Source organism: Brevundimonas sp. A19_0 (assembly GCF_017744255.1).
GTDB lineage: Bacteria > Pseudomonadota > Alphaproteobacteria > Caulobacterales > Caulobacteraceae > Brevundimonas.
This window is the reverse complement of record NZ_JAGHQP010000011.1, coordinates 75,820-94,458: the sequence shown is the minus strand read 5'-3', so window position 1 is coordinate 94,458 and position 18,639 is coordinate 75,820. Positions and strand designations below refer to the sequence as shown.

Sequence of the window (18,639 nt, the reverse complement as noted above, 5' to 3'; positions counted from 1 at the left end):
GGGGAATCGGCGGGCGGGTTTCATATCCGTGCCGCTTGAACCCACGTCATCCTCGGGCTCGACCCGAGGATCGGTGTCGCCCGCAACAGTTGCCCGCCTGCCCGGACCGATCCTCCGATCAAGCCGGAGGATGACGAAGTTGCGAGCTACCGCCCCGCCTGCCAGGCGCGCAGGTCGGCGAGCTGGGTGGTGTGGCTCTCGATGGCCTGCTCCGCCAGACGGCGGACCTCGGGATCGGGGGAGTCGAGGGCCGCGCGAGCGTCGATCAGGGCCGCCTCATGGCCGGCGATCATCTTCTGTACGCGGGCCGTGTCTTCGTCAGGGGCCGCGACCGGTCCCGAGACCTCACCGTCCTTGACCAGCGCCGCCTGGCGCTCGGCCGAGGCATCGCGCAGGGCCTGCTGGACCGGGTCACCACCGCCGTCGCAGGCGGTGAGGGTCAGGGCGAGGGCGGCGAGGACCACAGAGCGGATCATTGTCCGCTTTCCGGCGGCATGCGCGAGGCATGGGTGCGCCCGTCGATGTGGGTGACCATGGTGGGCGCACGAGTGCTGTAGGGCGGGATGAGGGCGACAATCCCGTCGTAGAGGCGGTTGGTGGCGGCAACGGTGTCGGTCAGGATGCAGAGGGAGGATTCCCCCTCGCGCCCCCAGGTGTCCTCCGGCCAGGCCGCCGCGTCGGAACCGTCCTCAACGAAGGCAAGGACGCGGGCCTTCAGCTCCTGATCCACGCCCATGCCGTAGCTGCCGAAACTCACCGTCACGTCGCAGCCGTGCTTGAGGATCACCATCGTCTCCCCGCTCGTGTCGGCGGGGGGAGGCGCGGAGGCGCAGGCCCCCACCAGCAGACAGAGCGCGACGAGGGCCCGCATCAGGCGCGGCCTTCGATCCAGTTGGGCATCCAGCCCTCGTGCATCTCGCGCAGGTGATCGAGGGGGATGCGGAACAGGTCGGCCCCCGGTGCTCCGGAGGCGAAGTCCTTGCCCTTGGCCGTACCGACGACCGAGGCATGCAGGCCGGCGGCCTGGGCCTTCTCGATCAGGGTCGACGGATCGGACACAGCGACCAGATAGCGGGCCTGGTCCTCGGCAAACAGCAGGACGTGGGCATGCTCGGGCGAGGTGGCGTCCAGCTCGACGCCGCAATCGCTGGCCAGCGCCATGTCGGCCGCCGCCCCGATCAGGCCCCCGTCGCTGAGGTCGTGGACGCAGGTCAGCTCGCCGGCCTCGATGCGATCGCGAACGAAGTCGCCGGTCTTCTTCTCCAGGGCCAGATCGACGGGCGGCGGGGCGCCGTCCTCGCGGCCCAGCACTTCGCGCAGATACAGGGAAGCGCCCAGCTCGCCGCGCGTCTCGCCGATGAGGACCAGGGTTTCGCCCTCGGTCATGCCGCCAAAGCCCGTCACGACATCATAGTTGGGCAGCAGGCCGACGGCGCCGACGGTCGGGGTCGGCGGAATGGCTGTGCCATTGGTCTCGTTGTAGAGGCTGACATTGCCCGACACGACGGGGAAGTTCAGCTCGCGGCAGGCCTCGGCCATGCCGTCGATGGCGCGCACGATCTGGCCCATGATCTCGGGCCGCTGCGGATTGCCGAAATTCAGGTTGTCGGTGATGGCGATCGGGCGGCTGCCGACAGCGGTCAGGTTGCGCCAGGCCTCGGCCACGCACTGTTTGCCGCCTTCGTAGGGATCGTTCTGGACGTAGCGGGGAGTGCAGTCGCTGGTCACCGCCAGCCCCTTGTCCGTGCCGTGCACGCGGACCACACCGGCGTCGGCGCCGGTGGCCGAGTCGTGCAGGGTGTCGGCCATGACGTGACGGTCGTACTGCTCCCACAGCCAGCGCTTGGAGGCCATGTCGGGGCAGCAGACCACGTTCAGCACGGCGTCGGCCCAGCTGTCGGGGGCGGGCACATCCTTGGGATCGATGCGGGGGTGCAGCGCGGGCTGGACCCAGGGCCGGTCATAGAGGGGCGCGTCGTCGAACAGCGGGGCCAGCGGCACGTCGCAGACGACCTGGCCCTTGTGGTTCAGCACCAGCCGGCCGGTGTCGGTCGTGCGACCGATGACGGCGGCGTCGAGGCCCCACTTTTTGAAGATCCGATAACCGTCTTCCTCGCGGCCGGGCTTGAGGACGGCCAGCATGCGCTCCTGGCTTTCGGAGAGCATCATCTCATAGGCGGTCATGCCCTCTTCGCGCTGGGGCACGGCGTCCATGTCCAGCTCGATACCCACGCCGCCCTTGCCGGCCATCTCGACCGAGGAGGAGGTCAGGCCTGCGGCACCCATGTCCTGGATGGCGGCCACGGCGCCCGAGGCCATCAGCTCGAGCGTCGCCTCGATCAGCAGCTTTTCGGCAAAGGGGTCGCCGACCTGAACGGTGGGGCGCTTCTCATCCGAGTCCTCGTCGAACTCGGCCGAGGCCATGGTCGCGCCGTGGATGCCGTCGCGGCCGGTCTTGGAGCCGAAATAGACGACCGACAGGCCCGGCCCGGGGGCGGCGGAGTAGAAGATGCTGTCGGCCTTCGCCAGGCCCACGCACATGGCGTTGACCAGGATGTTGCCGTTGTAGCCCCGGTGGAAATTGGTCTCGCCCGCCACGGTCGGCACGCCGACGCAATTGCCGTAGCCACCGATGCCCGACACCACGCCCGATACCAGGCGGCGGGTCTTCTCATGGTTCACATCGCCGAAACGGAGGGCGTTCAGCAGGGCCACGGGCCGGGCGCCCATGGTGAAGACGTCGCGCATGATGCCGCCTACGCCCGTCGCCGCGCCCTGATAGGGCTCGATGAAGCTGGGGTGGTTGTGGCTCTCCATCTTGAAGATGCAGGCGTCGCCGTCGTCGATGTCGATCACGCCGGCGTTCTCGCCCGGACCACAGATGACGCGAGGCCCCTTGGTCGGGAATTTGCCGAGGTGAATCTTCGACGACTTGTAGGAGCAGTGCTCGGACCACATGACCGAGAAGACGCCCAGTTCGACGTCATTGGGCTCTCGCCCCAGACGGTCGAGGACGACCTGATATTCAGCGGGAGACAGGCCGTATTCGGCGGCCAGTTCGGCCATGGACTTGGGAGCGCTCATGGCTGGCGCTTCTAGCGATGTTCCTCGCCAAAGTCAGCCTTGCGGATCGGCTGGCTGCGTATTTCTGACGGGCTGCAGCCGGAAGCTGAGGATGATGGCGCCGACCAGAACGGCGACGCCGGCGGCCAGGGCTACATAGGCGAGCAGGGTGTTGCGCGGTTGCTCGGCCACGAACACGGCCAGCAGACCCCAGGCGATGGGCAGGGCATAGGCGATCTGGCGCAGGCGGGCGGTGACCATCAGCGCGGTCAGGGACACCACACCCACCGCCAGAATGGCCCAGGAAGTCGGCGGCAGGACCTCGGGCAGGGCCTCGTTGCCGGTCAGCACGGTGATCAGATTGACCGGCGCGGCAACCGTCAGCCAGCCGGCCAGCAGCATCAGCGGCCAGGCGGTCAGCCACAGCTCGGGATCCTTCGGCTTCAGCGCCCGGATCTGGCGCGCCTTGAGCAGCAGCGGGATCAGGATCACCAGCAGGGAGGCGAAGATCAGCACGATGGTGGTGGTCTCGGCATCCAGCGCCGCCGCCATGACCCACCAGCCGATGCCCAGCAGGGCGCCGACGGCCGGCCAGCCCAGGGCCTCGGTCAGGGGCCGGTCACGCCCCTGTGGCAGCAGCTGGAACACCGCATGCGCGAACAGGCCCAGATAGATCAGGCCCCATATGGCGAAGGCATAGCTGGCGACCTTCAGCGTCTCGTCACTGTCGGCCGAGAACTCGGCCGGGCTTTGACCCCAGCCGATGGCGGTCTGGGAATAGCCGATGGCGATGGCAAAGATCACCGCCGAAAGCAGGATCAGGCGGCGGATGAGGCTGGTGGAGACCGAGTTGGGCGTTTGCATGACGGCATTACGCACCGGAACGGCAAAGGTTCAAAGGATAACCGCTAGCCGACCTGACGATCGCGGGCCCATGGGCAATTGGCAGCCTTGGCCAGACGGATCGCCTCCGCTTCTTCTGCGGGGGAGCCGAAGAAGGCGTCCGTGGCGAGGCTCTCGCAGTAGGGGGAGTCTGTTGGCGTGGTTGCACAGGCTGAAAGCCCCAGCACCGCCAGGCCCAGAATCACGGAGGCAGCCTTCATGGTCGACACTTCCCCAAGACGAATCTTCGGGAATCTAGAAGGCTTCTCAGGCCGCGTCCATGATGCTGCGGAACAGGGTGGCGCCGTCGGCAGAGCCAAGTTCGGCCTCGAAGGCGCGGTCGGGGTGGGGCATCATGCCCAGCACATTGCCGCGCGCATTCTGGATGCCGGCGATGGCGTTCACCGAGCCGTTCGGGTTGTCGACGTAGCGGAACACCACCTGGCCCTCGCCCTCGATGCGCGCCAGCGTCTCGGCATCGGCGAAGAAATTCCCGTCGCCATTGCCCTGGGTCATGATGACCTCGGACTGGTCCTGATAGCCGGCCGTGAAGCGGGTGTTCGGGTTGGCGACCTGCAGCGAGATCGGCTTGCAGACGTATTTCAGCCCGGCGTTCCTGAGTAGGGCACCGGGCAGCATGCCGGCCTCGCACAGGATCTGGAAGCCGTTGCAGATGCCCAGCACCGCCACGCCGTCATCGGCCGCCTTCTTGACCGCCTGCATGATCGGCGACTGCACTGCCATGGCCCCGCAGCGCAGATAGTCGCCATACGAAAAGCCGCCCGGCAGGATGATCAGGTCGAGGCCCGAAGGCAGTTCGGTCTCACCGTGCCAGACCATCTCGACGCGCGCGCCGGTCGATCGCTCGACGGCGACCTTGCAGTCACGATCACAGTTGGACCCGGGAAAGACGATGACGGCTGCGCTCATGGCGCGGGCCATTAGCAGGGTTCGAGGCGCTTGTCAGGACGCCGGCGACGCATCGCCGTAGTTGTAGCGATGCCGGATCAGAATGGCCCCGTCGTTGTCCTTCTCGGCATAGGTGTACATCTCGACATCCTGATAGAAGGGGCTGCCTCGCGTCGTGTTCACCCAGGTCCTGGCGCGCACGATGAAATCCTCGGGGTTCGGGCCGGTCTTCTCGGCCCCGGTGGTCGTACCACCTTCCCAGCCGTGCGTCAGGGCAAGGGCTTCGGAGCGGCTTATGCCAGGGTCGTGCACGGCACAGACCAGTCCGGATGTGTGGTCGACACCGGCGACGCCATAGACGTAGCGCGTGCCGGGCCCCAGCTCGCCGATCCATGCGGTGGTGCGGCGGCCGAGATGGTTGAGCGCCACCCACTGTTCGCGGACGATCTCGCTGTCGCGCACACCATGCGGGCGGCGAGGTTCGCCGTCGTCCGGGGTGGCGCCCAGGGCTTTCGCGGCTTCGTCGAACGCCTCCCATGTGAAGCCGGCGGTCGGACACAGAAGGGCGAACTGGCTGGCAAAGTTGACCGCCGCCTTGGTGTTGGGATCGACCGGAGCAGGGGGCTCGCGCCCGCAGGCGCCGAGGGCCAGCAGGGCCCCCACGATGAATACAGTTGTGCCCTTGTGGCGCGATCGCTCCATGTCGGTCCCCTTTTCCTGATGAAGGAAGCGTAGCAGTCGCCCATCGAAACGCCAGTGTACGGTATCTGACATTGGGTGTGTGGCAGGGCCGATGGATTGACCGCCGGGGCGGCGCGCGCATCATGGCGCCATGATCCGTACGATCGCCACTGCAGCGCTGGTTCTGGCCGGCGGCGCCTTTCTCCTCACCTGGCTGGAAATCCAGAAGGCGACCCGCGTGATCGCGCCGGAAATCCACGTCGCGGTGGTCGCCGCAGCCTTTGCCTTGGGCGGGCTGTGGTGCGGGTGGTGGCTGGCGACCCGACGGCACGGGCCGCGCTTCGTGCTGAACACGGCCGCCGTCCAGTCCCTGGGGCTGACCGGTCAGGAAATGCGGGTGCTGACGGCGCTGGCAGCGGGGGGCGCGAACAAGGACATTGCCCGCGCGCTGGGCCTGTCGCCCAATACGGTGAAGACCCATCTGGCCCATCTGTTCGCCAAGCTGGAGGCGGGCACCCGGACCGAGGCGGTAGGACGGGCGCGCGACCTCGGCCTGATCCCCTGAGCGGGTGAAGCGGTCGAATTCACCCGTTCGGGTGATAGGCGGGGGCCCGATCCCGGCGCAGGGTCGGGCCTCACATCAGCGGGGAGGCCGTCATGGCGCGCATCATCTTCATCTACGGGCTGGTTGCCGGCCTGATCATCATTGCCGGAATCATCGGCACGGTCGCGCTTGCGGGCGACCAGCCGCACGGCAATGTCTGGCTGGGCTATCTGATCATGCTGCTGGGCATGTCGGCGGTGTTCATGGGGGTGAAGCGCTATCGCGACCGCGAGCGCGGCGGGGTCGTCCGCTTCCTGCCGGCGCTGGGCGTGGGTCTGGCCATCGCCCTGATGGCCTCGCTGGCCTATGTGCTGGTGTGGGAGATCTATCTGGCTGCGACCAACTATGCCTTTATGGACCAGTACATCACCGCGACGCTGGAAGCGCGCCGGGCCGAGGGCCTGTCGGGTGAGGCCTATCGCCAGCTGGAGGCCAGCTATCGCGAGATGGCCGTGGCCTATCAGTCGCCGCTGTATCGCCTGCCGATGACCTTTGCAGAGATTTTCCCGGTAGGCCTGCTGGTCTCGATCGTCAGCGCCATCCTGCTGCGCAACAGTCGCTTCCTGCCGGCGAGGGCGCGGGCATGAGTGAGGGGGAGGCTGTGTTCGAGGCGTTGCGGGCGCTGATGCTGCATCACTCCGATGGCCTGGACGTCACGCGGGACCATCCGGGCGATCTGGTGGTGCGGACGCGCCAGCCGGATGCGAAGGGGCAACCCGGCTGGTTCGGCACGGTGACGGCGCGCAAGAGCTATGTCGCCTTCCACCTGCCGCCTCTCTACGATCATCCAGCGCTGGCCGGGGCCCTCTCGGACGAACTGGAAAGTCGGCGGCAGGGCAAGACTTGCTTCAACTTCAAGGCCCTTGAGCCTGCCGTGCTCGACGAACTGGAGGTCCTGACCGCGCGGGTCAGGGCCGCCGTGGACGGCGCCTGAACCTCAGCCAACGTTCTCGTAGGTGGCCGTGATCGCCGCCCTGGCGAGTGTGTGGAAATGCAGGTTGAAGCCGTATTTGGCGCCGGAGTCCTCGGGCGAGACCTCCAGACGGTCCGTGTCGACGGCGAAGACGGTGAAGATGTAGCGGTGCGGGCCGTGGCCGGGAGGCGGGGCGGCGCCGCCATAGCCCGGCTCACCGAAATCGGTGCGGCCCTCGACCGCCCCGGAGGGCAGGGGACCGCCGGCCGCGATCTCGGTCACATCTGCGGGGATGTTGGCGACCGTCCAGTGCCAGAATCCCGAGCCGGTCGGGGCATCGGGATCGAAGACGGTGATGGCGTAGGATTTCGTGCCCTCGGGGGCCCCGGACCACTTTAGGTGGGGGGAAATGTTCCCCTTCGCCTGCACCTGGGCATCCGGCAGCACGCCCCCGTCGGTGAGATCGTTTGAGGTCAGGGTAAAGGTCATGGCGCGTTCCCTCTTGTGTGGCGTTGCCTAGGCAATGATGCGCCGCCGTCGAGGTTCCCGGACGCCTATTCCACCTCGATACGGTAGCTCTCGATGACGGTGTTGGCGAGCAGGGTGTCGCACATCTTCTTGACCTCGGCCTCGACGCCAGAGTCGTCTTCCGGGCCGGCGTAGTCGAACTGGATCAGCTTGCCGACGCGGGCCTCGCTGACGCCGGTCCAGCCCAGGCCGTTCAGGGCGCCTTCGACGGCCTTGCCCTGCACGTCCAGCACGCCGGGCTTCAGGAACACATGAACCTTCACCTTGGCCATCAGTGCAGTCCCCCCTGAATCACGGTCGGCATATCCTTCATGATGCCGAGGCGGCGGGCCACCTCGGTGTAGCTCTCGATCACATTGCCCAGGTCGCGGCGGAAGCGGTCCTTGTCCAGCTTCTCGCCGGTCGAGGTGTCCCACAGGCGGCAGCTGTCGGGGCTGATCTCGTCGGCCAGGATGATGCGGCTGAAGTCGTTTTCCCAGATGCGGCCGAACTCGATCTTGAAGTCGACCAGGGTGATGCCGACCGCGCCGAACATGCCCGACAGATAGTCGTTCACGCGGACCGTCATGGCGAGGATGTCGTCCAGCTCCTGGGTCGTGGCCCAGTTGAAGGCGGTGATGTGCTCTTCGGTGACCATGGGGTCGTTGAGCTCATCCTTCTTGTAGTAGAATTCGATGATCGAGCGGGGCAGGGGGGTGCCCTCCTCGATGCCGAGGCGCTGGCTCATCGAACCGGCCACGATGTTGCGGCACACCACCTCGAGCGGCACGATCTCGACCTCGCGGATCAGCTGCTCGCGCAGGTTCAGTCGCTTGATGAAGTGGTTGGTCACGCCAATGCCGTTCAGGCGCGACATGACGAATTCGCTGATGCGGTTGTTGAGAACGCCCTTGCCCTCAAGCTGGGCCTTCTTCTCGCCGTTGAAGGCCGTGGCGTCGTCCTTGAAGTACTGGATCAGGGTGCCGGGCTCGGGGCCTTCGTAGAGAATCTTGGCCTTGCCCTCATAGAGCTTCTTGCGCTTGGCGTTCATGTGCATTCCGAAGGCCGGCTCACCGGCGGGACGAAGGGACTCGCGGGCTGGAATTGCCGTTCGGGCCGCGGAGATTTCCGGGGCATGCGGAGAAAGGCAGGACCGGGCCGTTGAGGGGAAGAGGTTGCGGCCCTCCTTAGCGGAAGCCGGGCCGGGTGACAAACGGGCGGGGCCCCTGTCGGGGCATGCGACAACGACTTTTGTTGCGTTCGGTCGCGGGCGGGGTATAGACCGCCCTGCGCGCCATCACGGGCGCGCGACAGGAGCAGTTGACGCCTATGACCACCTTCGACGATCGGGAAAAAGGGTTCGAGTCCAAGTTCGCCCTCGATCAACAGCAGGAGTTCAAGGCCGTCGCCCGGCGCAACAAGCTGCTGGGCCTGTGGGCTGCGGACAAGATGGGCCTGTCGGCCGAGAGCGCAGAGCAATACGCCGCCGCCGTCGTCCGCGCCGACTTTGAACAGCCGGGCGAAGAAGACGTGTTCCGCAAGATCGCCGGCGACTTCAAGGGCGCGGGCCTGACGGTGTCGGAAGGCGAAATCCGCAGCAAGATGGACGAGCTGGCCTCGGTGGCGCGCGAGCAGATCCGCACCGAGAGCTGATCGCCCTCACATCCCGGACATGACAATGGCCACGCCCGCTAGGACGTGGCCATTTCCGTGCGGGGAGCCCGCGGTATCAGCCCGGGCTCCGCGCCGTCCGCTTCCGCGCGAGGAAGGATGAGGGCTGCGCGGAAGCGAATCGCGTGGGATCAGTTCGGCATCACCACGGTGTCGATGGCGTGGATCACGCCGTTCGAGGCCGCGACGTCGGTCATGACGACCTTCGAGGTGTTGCCGGCTGCGTCGGTCAGGGTGACCGTGCCGTCAACGACGGTTGCCGTCAGCGTGCCGCCCTGGACGGTGGTCAGGGTGGCCGAACCGCCGCCCTGTTCGATCTGCTGGGTCAGGGCCGCAGCATCAACCCGGCCGGGCACCACGTGATAGGTCAGGATGCCGGACAGGTCTTCCTTCTGGGCGGGCTCCATCAGGCTGGTGCGCGTCTCGGCGGGAATCTTGTCGAAGGCGGCGTTGGTCGGCGCAAAGACGGTGAAGGGGCCCGGGCCGTTCAGCGTTTCCACCAGATCCGCGGCTTGAACGGCGCTGACGAGGGTGGAGAAATCAGAGTTGCCCTGGGCGACGGTCACGATCGTGCCGTCGGCCGCCGGCGTCGTCATATCCGTCGCAGCGGGCTCCATGGCGTCGGTCTCGGGCGTGGCCGGCTCGCTGTTGCAGGCGGCAAGGCCGAGCAGGGCCACGGCGGATACGGCAGTCAGCGTGCGGGTACGGGTAAATTTCATGGTCGCTTCTCCTGAGGCGAGCCGCTTGATGCGGCACTCCAACAGATACTGATCAGCGGCTATAAGGATGCATCGAGGGGGCGCGACACGACCGCACACCCGCCTCGCGAGTCATTCGGTCAGCCCTCGCCGAACACCCGGGCGAAGATCGTGTCCACGTGCCTGGTATGATAGCCGATATCGAACAGGGCCTCGAGCTCGGCCTCGGACAGGACGACCCGCTCGTCGGCCTTCAGGAAGTCGAGAAACCGGCCCTCGCCACGCCAGACCTTCATGGCGTTCTCCTGAACCGCGGCATAGGCGTCCTCGCGGCTGACGCCCGCCTGGGTGAGGGCCAGCATGACGCGCTGCGAGTGGACCAGTCCGCCCAGCCGGTCGAGGTTCTTTTCCATATTGGCGGGATAGACGTTCAGCCGCTCGACCACGCCGGCCAGCCGGTGCAGGGCAAAGTCGAGGTGGATGGTGGCGTCGGGGCCGATGCCGCGCTCGACCGACGAATGGCTGATGTCGCGCTCGTGCCAGAGGGCGACGTTTTCCATCGCCGGCGTCACCGCCGAGCGGACCAGCCGGGCCAGACCGGTCAGGTTCTCGGTCAGGATGGGGTTGCGCTTGTGCGGCATGGCCGACGAGCCCTTTTGCCCCTTGTCGAAGAACTCCTCGGCCTCGAGCACCTCGGTGCGCTGCAGGTGGCGGATCTCGACGGCCAGCCGCTCGACCGACGAGGCAACCACGCCCAGGGCGGCAAAGAAGGCGGCGTGACGATCCCGCGGGATGACCTGGGTCGAGACCGGCTCGACCGACAGGCCCATCTGTTCGGCGACATAGGCTTCCACGCGGGGATCGACATTGGCGAAGGTGCCGACGGCGCCCGAGATGGCGCAGGTGGCGATCTCTTCCTTGGCCGTGATCAGGCGCCGCTTCGCCCGCTGGAACTCGGCGTGATAGCCGGCCAGCTTGAGGCCGAAGGTGACGGGCTCGGCATGGATGCCGTGGCTGCGGCCGACGCAGGGCGTGAACTTGTGCTCCTTCGCCCGGGTCTCCAGCGCCACCAGCACCCGGTCGACGCCCTCGATCAGCAGATCGGCGGAGCGCGCCAGCTGCACCGAGAAACAGGTGTCCAGCACATCCGACGAGGTCATACCCTGGTGCAGGAAGCGGGCCTCCTCGCCGACGATCTCGGCGACGTGGGTCAGGAAGGCGATGACGTCATGCTTGGTCGTGCGCTCGATCTCGTCGATGCGGTCGGCATCGAAGGTCGCGTCCTTGCCCTTCGACCAGATGGCCTCGGCGGCGCTGGCCGGGATGGTGCCCAGCTCGGCCATCTTCGTCGCGGCATGGGCCTCGATCTCGAACCAGATCCGGTACTTGGTTTCCTGGGACCAGAGGTCGGCGGCGACGGGGCGGGAATAGCGCGTGATCATGGGCTGGCGTTTCGGTCGCCGGGCCGGGGGAGTCAAGGGCAGGGCCGGGCTTGCAGGCCGGGCGAGCGCCGTTCATGGAAGCGTCGAGCAAGGGAGCCCCGTGATGAAGCTGATTCTCGGCAACAAGGCCTATTCTACCTGGTCGCTCCGGCCGTGGCTGATCCTGAAGCGGTGCGGGGCGACCTTTGACGAGGTGATGATCGGCCTGAACGAGGCCGACACGGCCGAGCAGATCGCTCGCCACGCCCCGGCGGGGAAGGTGCCGGCGCTGGAGGTGGAGGGCGTCACCATCTGGGACAGTCTGGCCATCGCCCTGTGGGCCGAAGAATGCTATCCCGACGCCGCCCTGTGGCCCGCGGATGACCATGCCCGCTGGGTGGCGCGGTCGGTGGTTTGCGAGATGCATTCGGCCTTTGGCACACTCCGCAATGATCTGGGCATGGGGCCGGATCATCCGATGGTCGGCGAGCCGGGCGAGGCGCATGCGCCGTCCGACGCCCTCTCCGCCGACATCCGGCGGATGGTCGCGATGTGGAAGGACGCCAAGGGCCGGTTCGGCGAGGGCGGGCCTTACCTGTTCGGAGAATGGTCCGTGGCCGACGCCTTCTTCACCCCGGTGGCGGCGCGGTTCCGCCATTTCCGCATCGATCTGACGGCCCATGGCGACGACGGCACGGCGGCGGATTATTGCCGGGCGCTGCTGGCCCAGCCTGACTTTCTGGAGTGGAGTGCGGCCGGGCTGGCAGAGATCGGTTAACCGTCACCGAACACCGCTTTTTAGGGGAACATGTGCAGGGTGGTCGGCGTTCATTTCGAACACTGCCCCCTAGCCCCTCGAGCCCCCGATGTCCTCGCCCCTCGTCCCCGGACCCGCTACCGCCGCCCAGCCGGGCTGGGTAAGCGTTCTGGTGAGCATCGTCGTGGCGTGCAGCCTGTGCGCCCTGCTACTCAGCAGCCTGCTCTGATTTCGGTTCGGCCGCGGGCGCTTCCGGCGCCGGTGGCGGCGGCACATAGTCCAGATACAGCGAAATCGCCGTCTCGCCCGAGGCCACGGCCTTGAGCGTGTTCAACGGGCGTCCCTGCATGCGCTGGTAGATCCAGTAGGCGGCGACGACCTTTTCGACATAGTCCCGTGCCTGGGGCACATCGATCGTCTCGATCAGCAGCAGGGGATCGGCCTCGGGCCCCAGCTTGCGCAGTGCACCCAGCATCGGCCCGGGTCCGGCATTGTAGGACGCCACCGTGCGCAAGACGTCGCCGTTGAAGGCCGACAGACGCAGCATTTTCAGCACATAGCCCTGGCCGAGGCGCATATTGACCTCGGGCTGGAACAGCCGCTCGGGATCCGAGATGAAGCCGCGATCGCCACTCAGCTCGGCGGCGGTGGTCGGCATGACCTGCATCAGGCCATAGGCTCCGGCAGAGGAGCGGACGCGCGGATTGAAGCCGGTCTCCTTGCGCGCAATGGCGTAGACCAGCGACGGCTCGATGGTGAAGCCGCCCTCGGGCAGCAGCTCCGGGATCGGATAGCGCGCGGCGTCGATCATCTCGGCCTCGCGATTGCGCGGGGTGAGGGGGCGGGCAAAGGCGCGGCCCAGCGCGGACCAGAGCTTGCGGTCCTCTTCGCCCGGCGCCGAGCGGAAGCCGCTGCGGAACTGGTCGCGGGCCTCGTCCAGCCGTCCGAGCTCGATCAGGGCGACCACGCGGCGGGCCTGGGGCTCGCGCTCGATAAAGGCGATCAGGGTGTCATCGTCGATGCGGATGTCGGGCGTGAAGGCGATGGCGCGCAGGCCGTCATCCTCGACGACGCCATACGGCTGGGGACCCCAGTTGCGCAGGGTCGGCTCGATGTCGAGTTGGTAGAGGGCGATCTGGCCATAGAAGGTCGCCGGCCAGGAGGCGGACAGGCGAAGCAGGGTGTCGATCTGATCCTGCTGGCCCGACCAGGCGGCCGCGCGTGCGGCCCAGAAGGCCGCCCCGGCCCGGACCCAGGCATCCTCGGTCGGGTCCCAGGCCACGCGCTCGAAGGCAGTGAAGGAAGTGGCGAAATCGCCCAGCCGCCAAGCCGAGAGGCCGACGACCCACCAGTCGCCGATCGCGACCCCGGTCGCCTGGGCCCGGTCCAGGTCATTGTCGTTGAAAGCGATGCGGGCGGCTTTGGCGCCCTCGGCCTCGGTCAGGCTCTCCCAGGTGCGACCGTCGACGCGACGGGGGCGACGCGGTTCGGGCGCGCCGTCCGGCCGCCGGCGCAGGGCCAGGGCATAGACGCGGGGCGCTTCGGGCAGGTCGGCATAGTCTTCCAGCCAGGCGCTCAGCTCCTCAAAGCTGGACACATAGTCGGGGTGAAACAGGCGCTCGAACTCGACCTGGCCCAGCAGCACATGGTCGTCGGCCTGCCGGGCCGAGGCGCGCGCGGCCTCGAGGTCGCCGCGCCGCAGTGCGTCATAGGCATTGGTGTAGCTGAGGCGGTCAGAGCTGCTGAGCACCCGCACCTGGGCCGAGGCCGGGGTCGTCAGGCCCGTCGTGATCAGCACTGCCAGCAGGGCCGCGAAGAGCCCACGCGCCGCAAGGTCTGAAAGCCGTCGGATCATGCCGCCCCTCTGGATCACTCTGCGCCGTCTGTCCCGTATCCGGTCAGCGCACCGCCGGATGAGGGGGCACGCGCAAGGCGGATGCCAGCCTGCGCCCGGCGCCCCGAAGCGCGCATAGCTGTCGCCTCAATGGGGCGATTTTGAGTCGTCGCCGTCCAGTCGCACGGCCAGCTCCAGCAGATCAGCCCAGACCATGGCCTTGGCCTGGGGCTGGCGCAGCAGGAAGGCGGGATGGAGGGTGGGCATGACCGGGGCCGAGACGCCGCCTTCAGCCAGATGCCATTCACCCCACTTCCCGCGCAGGCGGGTGATGCCCTCGGTGGTGTGCAGCACAGCGCGCGCGGCGGCCGCGCCGACGGTCAGGACCAGTTTCGGCTTCACCAGTTCAAGGGCGCGGGCGACGAAGGGCGCGCACACCGCCTGTTCGTCCGCGGCCGGGGTGCGGTTGCCGGGCGGGCGCCAGAAAACGGTGTTGGTGATCATCACCCGGCCGTCCAGACCCGCCGCCTTCAGCATGCGGTCCAGCAGCTGCCCGGCCTTGCCGACGAAGGGCAGGCCCCGGGCGTCTTCCTCGGCCCCCGGCCCCTCGCCGACGATCATGACCGGGGCTGTGGCCTCGCCGCGCCAGACCACAGCCTGTCGGGCGCCCATGCCGCTGAGGGGGCAGCCGTCAAAGGCCCGAATCGCATCGGTCAGGGATTCCAGCGAGTCGGCGGTGCGGGCCGCGGCGCGCGCCCGGGCCACGGCATCGGCCAGGGCTTCGGTCGCGCCCATGCTTGACGGTGCCGGGCGAAGCGGCGTGACCGTGCCCGTCGTTTGCGGTGGAGCGGATGCGGGGCGTGGGGCCCGGGGCGGCGGGGCCGTCTCGCGCGTGCGATCGACGGGCGCAGCCTCGTAGCAATCCTCGACCCCGGCCTCATGCCAGAAGGCAAGAAGCGCGGTCAGGGCATCCGAAGCGGCGGGCGAAGCGTTCATACAGGCCGGATCACAGGGTTGATCATGCGGGTGTAAGCCTTGACCACCCCCACGTCACCTTCTGATAAGGGATCAACGACGGACCGAACCCGGTTCGGACAAGCAAGACAAGGGGAGCCGACCACATGGCCGAGGATGCCACCGAAGGCGGAGCGAAGAACGCCTGGCAGGAAGCCGTCATCGACCGCCTGCCCGCCGTGGAGGCCCTGACCGGCGCCGAGCGCGAGGCCATGGAATACGATGTGGTCATCGTCGGAGCCGGTCCCGCCGGCCTGGCCGCCGCCATCCGCCTGAAGCAGAAGGCCGCCGCCGAGGGGCGCGAGGTCTCGGTCGCTGTGCTTGAAAAGGGCTCCGAGGTCGGCGCGCACATCCTGTCCGGGGCCGTCATTGATCCGTCGGGTCTGAGCGAACTGTTCCCCGACTGGAAGGAAAAGGGCGCTCCGCTCGAGACCGCCGTCACCCAGGACAAGTTCCTGGTGCTTGGCCCGCAGGGTCAGCTGGACATCACCCTGCTGCCGCAGCCCGCCTATATGAAGAACCACGGCTGCTACGTCGGCTCGCTGGCCAATCTGGCGCGCTGGATGGGCGAGCAGGCCGAGGCGCTGGGCGTCGAGGTCTATCCCGGCATGGCCGCCAGCCATGTGGTCTGGGACGAGCCGTCCGGCCGCGTCGCCGGCGTGGTCGCGGGGGTGTTCGGCCTCGACCGCGAGGGCAAGCCGACCGAGGATTTCGAGCCAGGCATCGAGGTGCGCGGCAAATATGTCTTCATCGGCGAGGGCGTGCGCGGCTCGCTGGCCAAGACGATCATGGCCCGCCACAACCTGTGCGACACCGCCGAGCCGCAGAAATTCGGCATCGGCATCAAGGAGCTGTGGCAGGTACCGGCCGAGAAGCACCGCCCGGGTCTGGTGCAGCACACCCTGGGCTGGCCGCTGGACGACAAGACCGGCGGCGGCTCGTTCCTGTACCACTTCGGTGATCGTTATGTGTCGGTCGGCTTTGTGGTGCACCTGAACTACAAGAACCCGTTCCTGTCGCCGTTCGACGAGTTCCAGCGCTTCAAGCACCACCCGGCCATTGCCGACCATCTGGAAGGCGGCGAGCGCATCTCGTATGGCGCCCGCGCCATCACCGAGGGCGGCTATCAGTCGGTGCCCAAGCTGGCCTTCCCGGGCGGCGCGCTGATCGGCTGTTCGGCCGGGTTCGTGAACGTGCCGCGCATCAAGGGCAGCCACAATGCCGTCCGCTCGGGCATCCTCGCGGCCGATGCGGCCTATGAGGCGCTGAAGGCCGGGCGCGCCGGCGACGAACTGGTCGAATATCAGGCCGCCTATGAGGCCTCGGACATCGCCCGCGAGCTGAAGCTGGTGCGGAACGTCAAGCCGCTGCTGTCGAAGTACGGCGCGTTCCTCGGCACCCTGCTGGGCGGGATCGACATGCAGATCACCAGCCTGTTCCGCGGCTGGTCGCCGTTCGGGACGCTCAGCCACGGCAAGACCGATGCGGCCTCGACCGAACCCGCCGCGAGGCACAAGCCGATCGCCTATCCGAAGCCGGACGGGAAACTCAGCTTCGACAAGCTCAGCTCGGTGTTCATCTCGAACACCAACCACGACGAGGACCAGCCGTCCCACCTGAAGCTGCTGGACCCGTCGGTGCCGATCCAGGTCAACCTGCCCAAGTACGGCGAACCGGCGCGGCTGTACTGCCCGGCGGGGGTCTATGAGGTGCTGTACGACGAGGACGGCAAGTCCAATCCGCGCTTCCAGATCAACGCCCAGAACTGCGTCCACTGCAAAACCTGCGACATCAAGGATCCGTCGCAGAACATCGTCTGGACGACCCCGCAGGGCGGCGGCGGACCCAACTATCCGAACATGTAGGATTCGCGCGGGGCGAGGGGGCTCTTGCGGACCGTCCGCAAACCGTGAAGGCTTGAACGCATGATGCGTAACCTCCCCCTCACCGCCGGTTCCCTCATCGCCCTCGGCCTGGCGCTTCTGGCGCCGCCCGTACTGGCCCAGGAGACTGCAGCTCCGGACACCGATGAGGCGCCGGTGGTGTCCGACGATCGACCGGTGGCCTTCGACGCCGAAGGCCGGTCCTCCTATGGCCTTTTCCTGGTCGGACGTCTGGCAACCGCTGAGGGCGAAGCGGCCATTGCCGCCGATTATCTTCGCCGCGCCCAGACCCTCGAGCCGGATCTGGAATGGCTGCAGTTGCAGGCTTTCACGTCTTCCCTGATCGGCGGGGACCTCGCCTATGCCGGCCGGGTGTCCCCCCAGGGGACCGATGCGCCGCCCGTCCTGTCCGAGATCGGACATCTGGTCGAGGTGGTGGAACTGACGATGCAGGACCGTCCGGACGCCGCCTGGGCGTTGCTGCAGGCCGAGCCCGTCGGGCGGCCCCACGCGCGGGCGGGCCAGTATGTGGCCCCCTTTATCGCTGCGGCCGCCGGGGACTGGGATACGGCCCTCGCCCCGGTCACGGGCAGCACGACCAGTGCCGATACCCTGTTCCGGCGCGCGCACCGGGCGCTCCTGCTGGAAATTCGCGGCCAGTATCCCGAGGCCGATGCCGAGTATCAGCGACTGATCGCCATGCGTGGCGGACGACAGCTGTTCACCTTCAGCTATGGCGAGTTTCTGGAGCGGCGCGGACGCCGGGCCGACGCGCTGGCCCTGTACGACGCCACCCGCGCCGAGGTGGGCGACGATCCGGTCATTGAACGCGCCCGTCAGCGCGCCGCCGGCCGCGGCCGGGCACCGGCCCTGCCGACCCTGAAACAGGGGGCCGCCCAGGCTCTCGAGAACGCCGCGCTCCAGTCCAGCGTCGAAGGCGCGCATGAGTTTTCGGCGGTCTATCTGCGGCTGGCCTACGGGCTGGCGCCGGCTCCCGAGACCCTGCTGAATGTGGGCGTCAGCCTGGCCGAGGCGCAGCTGGAAGTGGCCGCCCGCAACACCTTTGCCCGGATCGGTCCCGACGCGGGTCGCTACTACACCGAGGCGCGGGTCCAGGCAGCGCTGAGCTATCAACGCGGCGACATGCCGGAAGAGGCGCTGGCCGAGCTGGAGAAGGCCTTTGCCTCCGCGCCGTCGGACCGCGGGATCGCCTTTATGCTGGCCAGCCAGCTCTCGTCGATGGAGCGTTATCCGGAGGCGCTGGCGCTGGTCGAGGGGCCTCTACTGGACACGGCCGGTCAGGACTACACGGTCCGCTATCTGCGGGCCGGGATCCTGGATGCGCTGGGCCGGATCGATGAGGCCGAGGCCGAACTGTGGGCCGCCCACGTCGCCCAGCCGGACGACCCGACCATTCTCAACTATCTCGGCTACCTCTGGGTCGATACAGGGCGCCGGATCGAGCAGGGTACGGAGCTGATCGTGCGCGCCGCCGAGATCGATCCGGGCAACGCCAACATCCAGGACTCGCTGGGCTGGGCCCGCTATCGGCAAGGCCAGTACGAACAGGCCGTGGGCATCCTGGAGGGCGCGCTCGACAAGGCCCCGGCCAATGCCGTCATCTATGACCATCTGGGCGACGCCTACTGGCAGGTGGGTCGTCGGCGGGAAGCGGTGTTCCAGTGGAACCGGGTGCTGACCCTCGACCCTGATGCCGAACTGCGCGCCGAGGTCGAGCGCAAGCTGGAGAATGGCCTGCCGCTGCCCGGAGCTCCGGCGGACGGATCGTTCTGACGCCCGCC

General features: G+C 67.7%; 21 protein-coding genes. 7 read left to right on the top strand and 14 right to left on the bottom strand.

Features of this window, described 5'->3' with window-relative positions; all coding sequences use genetic code 11:
• Window positions 1–146 precede the first annotated feature (146 nt).
• The 7 genes from J7346_RS11015 to J7346_RS10985 form a co-directional block, all read right to left on the bottom strand.
• The gene (locus tag J7346_RS11015) at window positions 147–476 is read right to left on the bottom strand and encodes a DUF305 domain-containing protein (protein WP_209119981.1); all 330 of its coding nucleotides are present in this window, start codon (window positions 474–476) and stop codon (window positions 147–149) included.
• Entirely contained in the window at window positions 473–790 is a 318-nt protein-coding gene (locus J7346_RS11010; RefSeq protein WP_209119980.1) for a hypothetical protein, read from the bottom strand. Before J7346_RS11010 ends, J7346_RS11015 begins: the two co-directional genes overlap by 4 nt.
• A gap of 80 nt (window positions 791–870) precedes the next feature.
• Window positions 871–3,084 carry a phosphoribosylformylglycinamidine synthase subunit PurL gene (gene purL, locus J7346_RS11005; protein ID WP_209119979.1) on the bottom strand — a complete coding sequence of 738 codons (2,214 nt, stop codon included), beginning with the start codon at window positions 3,082–3,084 and terminating at the stop codon, window positions 871–873.
• A 33-nt stretch (window positions 3,085–3,117) separates the two neighbouring features.
• Window positions 3,118–3,927 carry a hypothetical protein gene (locus tag J7346_RS11000; RefSeq protein WP_209119978.1) on the bottom strand — a complete coding sequence of 270 codons (810 nt, stop codon included), beginning with the start codon at window positions 3,925–3,927 and terminating at the stop codon, window positions 3,118–3,120.
• Between the two features lie 44 nt (window positions 3,928–3,971).
• Complete coding sequence (locus J7346_RS10995; RefSeq protein ID WP_209119977.1) at window positions 3,972–4,166, bottom strand: hypothetical protein; 195 nt, start codon at window positions 4,164–4,166, stop codon at window positions 3,972–3,974.
• Between the two features lie 46 nt (window positions 4,167–4,212).
• Window positions 4,213–4,875, bottom strand: coding sequence for a phosphoribosylformylglycinamidine synthase subunit PurQ (gene purQ, locus J7346_RS10990; RefSeq protein WP_209119976.1), 663 nt, complete (start codon window positions 4,873–4,875; stop codon window positions 4,213–4,215).
• Between the two features lie 33 nt (window positions 4,876–4,908).
• On the bottom strand, window positions 4,909–5,556 hold the full coding sequence (locus tag J7346_RS10985; RefSeq protein ID WP_209119975.1) for a hypothetical protein: 648 nt from the start codon (window positions 5,554–5,556) through the stop codon (window positions 4,909–4,911).
• Between the two features lie 130 nt (window positions 5,557–5,686).
• On the opposite strand from J7346_RS10985, the gene J7346_RS10980 reads away from it, so the two are divergent.
• The 3 genes from J7346_RS10980 (at window position 5,687) to J7346_RS10970 (ending at window position 7,073) form a co-directional block, all read left to right on the top strand.
• On the top strand, window positions 5,687–6,100 hold the full coding sequence (locus J7346_RS10980) for a LuxR C-terminal-related transcriptional regulator (protein WP_209119974.1): 414 nt from the start codon (window positions 5,687–5,689) through the stop codon (window positions 6,098–6,100).
• Between the two features lie 92 nt (window positions 6,101–6,192).
• Window positions 6,193–6,726 (top strand): DUF4199 domain-containing protein, encoded by a 534-nt coding sequence (locus tag J7346_RS10975; RefSeq protein WP_209119973.1) that lies wholly within the window; start codon window positions 6,193–6,195, stop codon window positions 6,724–6,726.
• The gene (locus J7346_RS10970) at window positions 6,723–7,073 is read left to right on the top strand and encodes a hypothetical protein (protein ID WP_209119972.1); all 351 of its coding nucleotides are present in this window, start codon (window positions 6,723–6,725) and stop codon (window positions 7,071–7,073) included. The genes J7346_RS10975 and J7346_RS10970 overlap by 4 nt, the downstream gene beginning before the upstream one ends.
• A gap of 3 nt (window positions 7,074–7,076) precedes the next feature.
• On the opposite strand, the gene J7346_RS10965 is transcribed toward J7346_RS10970, so the two are convergent.
• The 3 genes from J7346_RS10965 to purC form a co-directional block, all read right to left on the bottom strand.
• Window positions 7,077–7,541 (bottom strand): YbhB/YbcL family Raf kinase inhibitor-like protein, encoded by a 465-nt coding sequence (locus J7346_RS10965; RefSeq protein ID WP_209119971.1) that lies wholly within the window; start codon window positions 7,539–7,541, stop codon window positions 7,077–7,079.
• A gap of 65 nt (window positions 7,542–7,606) precedes the next feature.
• Window positions 7,607–7,852, bottom strand: a complete 246-nt coding sequence (purS, locus tag J7346_RS10960; RefSeq protein WP_209119970.1) for a phosphoribosylformylglycinamidine synthase subunit PurS — start codon at window positions 7,850–7,852, stop codon at window positions 7,607–7,609.
• Window positions 7,852–8,610, bottom strand: a complete 759-nt coding sequence (gene purC / locus J7346_RS10955) for a phosphoribosylaminoimidazolesuccinocarboxamide synthase (protein ID WP_209119969.1) — start codon at window positions 8,608–8,610, stop codon at window positions 7,852–7,854. Before purC ends, purS begins: the two co-directional genes overlap by 1 nt.
• A gap of 278 nt (window positions 8,611–8,888) precedes the next feature.
• Here purC and J7346_RS10950 point away from each other — a divergent pair, with 278 nt between their 5' ends.
• A complete protein-coding gene (locus J7346_RS10950; RefSeq protein ID WP_209119968.1) occupies window positions 8,889–9,212 on the top strand; it encodes a DUF1476 domain-containing protein in 324 nt (107 codons plus the stop codon).
• A gap of 149 nt (window positions 9,213–9,361) precedes the next feature.
• Here the strand turns inward: J7346_RS10950 and J7346_RS10945 are convergent, their stop codons facing one another.
• Both J7346_RS10945 and purB read right to left on the bottom strand, forming a co-directional pair.
• A complete protein-coding gene (locus tag J7346_RS10945; protein ID WP_209119967.1) occupies window positions 9,362–9,949 on the bottom strand; it encodes a fasciclin domain-containing protein in 588 nt (195 codons plus the stop codon).
• Between the two features lie 119 nt (window positions 9,950–10,068).
• Window positions 10,069–11,370, bottom strand: coding sequence for an adenylosuccinate lyase (gene purB, locus J7346_RS10940; RefSeq protein ID WP_209119966.1), 1,302 nt, complete (start codon window positions 11,368–11,370; stop codon window positions 10,069–10,071).
• A 103-nt stretch (window positions 11,371–11,473) separates the two neighbouring features.
• Between purB and J7346_RS10935 the strand changes: the two genes are divergently transcribed.
• Window positions 11,474–12,127 (top strand): glutathione S-transferase family protein, encoded by a 654-nt coding sequence (locus tag J7346_RS10935; RefSeq protein ID WP_209119965.1) that lies wholly within the window; start codon window positions 11,474–11,476, stop codon window positions 12,125–12,127.
• Window positions 12,128–12,314: 187 nt separating this feature from the next.
• Here J7346_RS10935 and J7346_RS10930 read toward each other — a convergent pair whose 3' ends face one another.
• Together J7346_RS10930 and J7346_RS10925 are read right to left on the bottom strand one after the other, a co-directional pair.
• Complete coding sequence (locus J7346_RS10930) at window positions 12,315–13,961, bottom strand: lytic transglycosylase domain-containing protein (RefSeq protein ID WP_209119964.1); 1,647 nt, start codon at window positions 13,959–13,961, stop codon at window positions 12,315–12,317.
• Window positions 13,962–14,087: 126 nt separating this feature from the next.
• Window positions 14,088–14,936, bottom strand: coding sequence for a uracil-DNA glycosylase (locus J7346_RS10925; protein WP_209119963.1), 849 nt, complete (start codon window positions 14,934–14,936; stop codon window positions 14,088–14,090).
• A 125-nt stretch (window positions 14,937–15,061) separates the two neighbouring features.
• Here J7346_RS10925 and J7346_RS10920 point away from each other — a divergent pair, with 125 nt between their 5' ends.
• Together J7346_RS10920 and J7346_RS10915 are read left to right on the top strand one after the other, a co-directional pair.
• The gene (locus tag J7346_RS10920) at window positions 15,062–16,819 is read left to right on the top strand and encodes an electron transfer flavoprotein-ubiquinone oxidoreductase (RefSeq protein ID WP_209119962.1); all 1,758 of its coding nucleotides are present in this window, start codon (window positions 15,062–15,064) and stop codon (window positions 16,817–16,819) included.
• Window positions 16,820–16,879: 60 nt separating this feature from the next.
• The gene (locus J7346_RS10915) at window positions 16,880–18,631 is read left to right on the top strand and encodes a tetratricopeptide repeat protein (RefSeq protein WP_209119961.1); all 1,752 of its coding nucleotides are present in this window, start codon (window positions 16,880–16,882) and stop codon (window positions 18,629–18,631) included.
• Window positions 18,632–18,639: the final 8 nt, after the last annotated feature.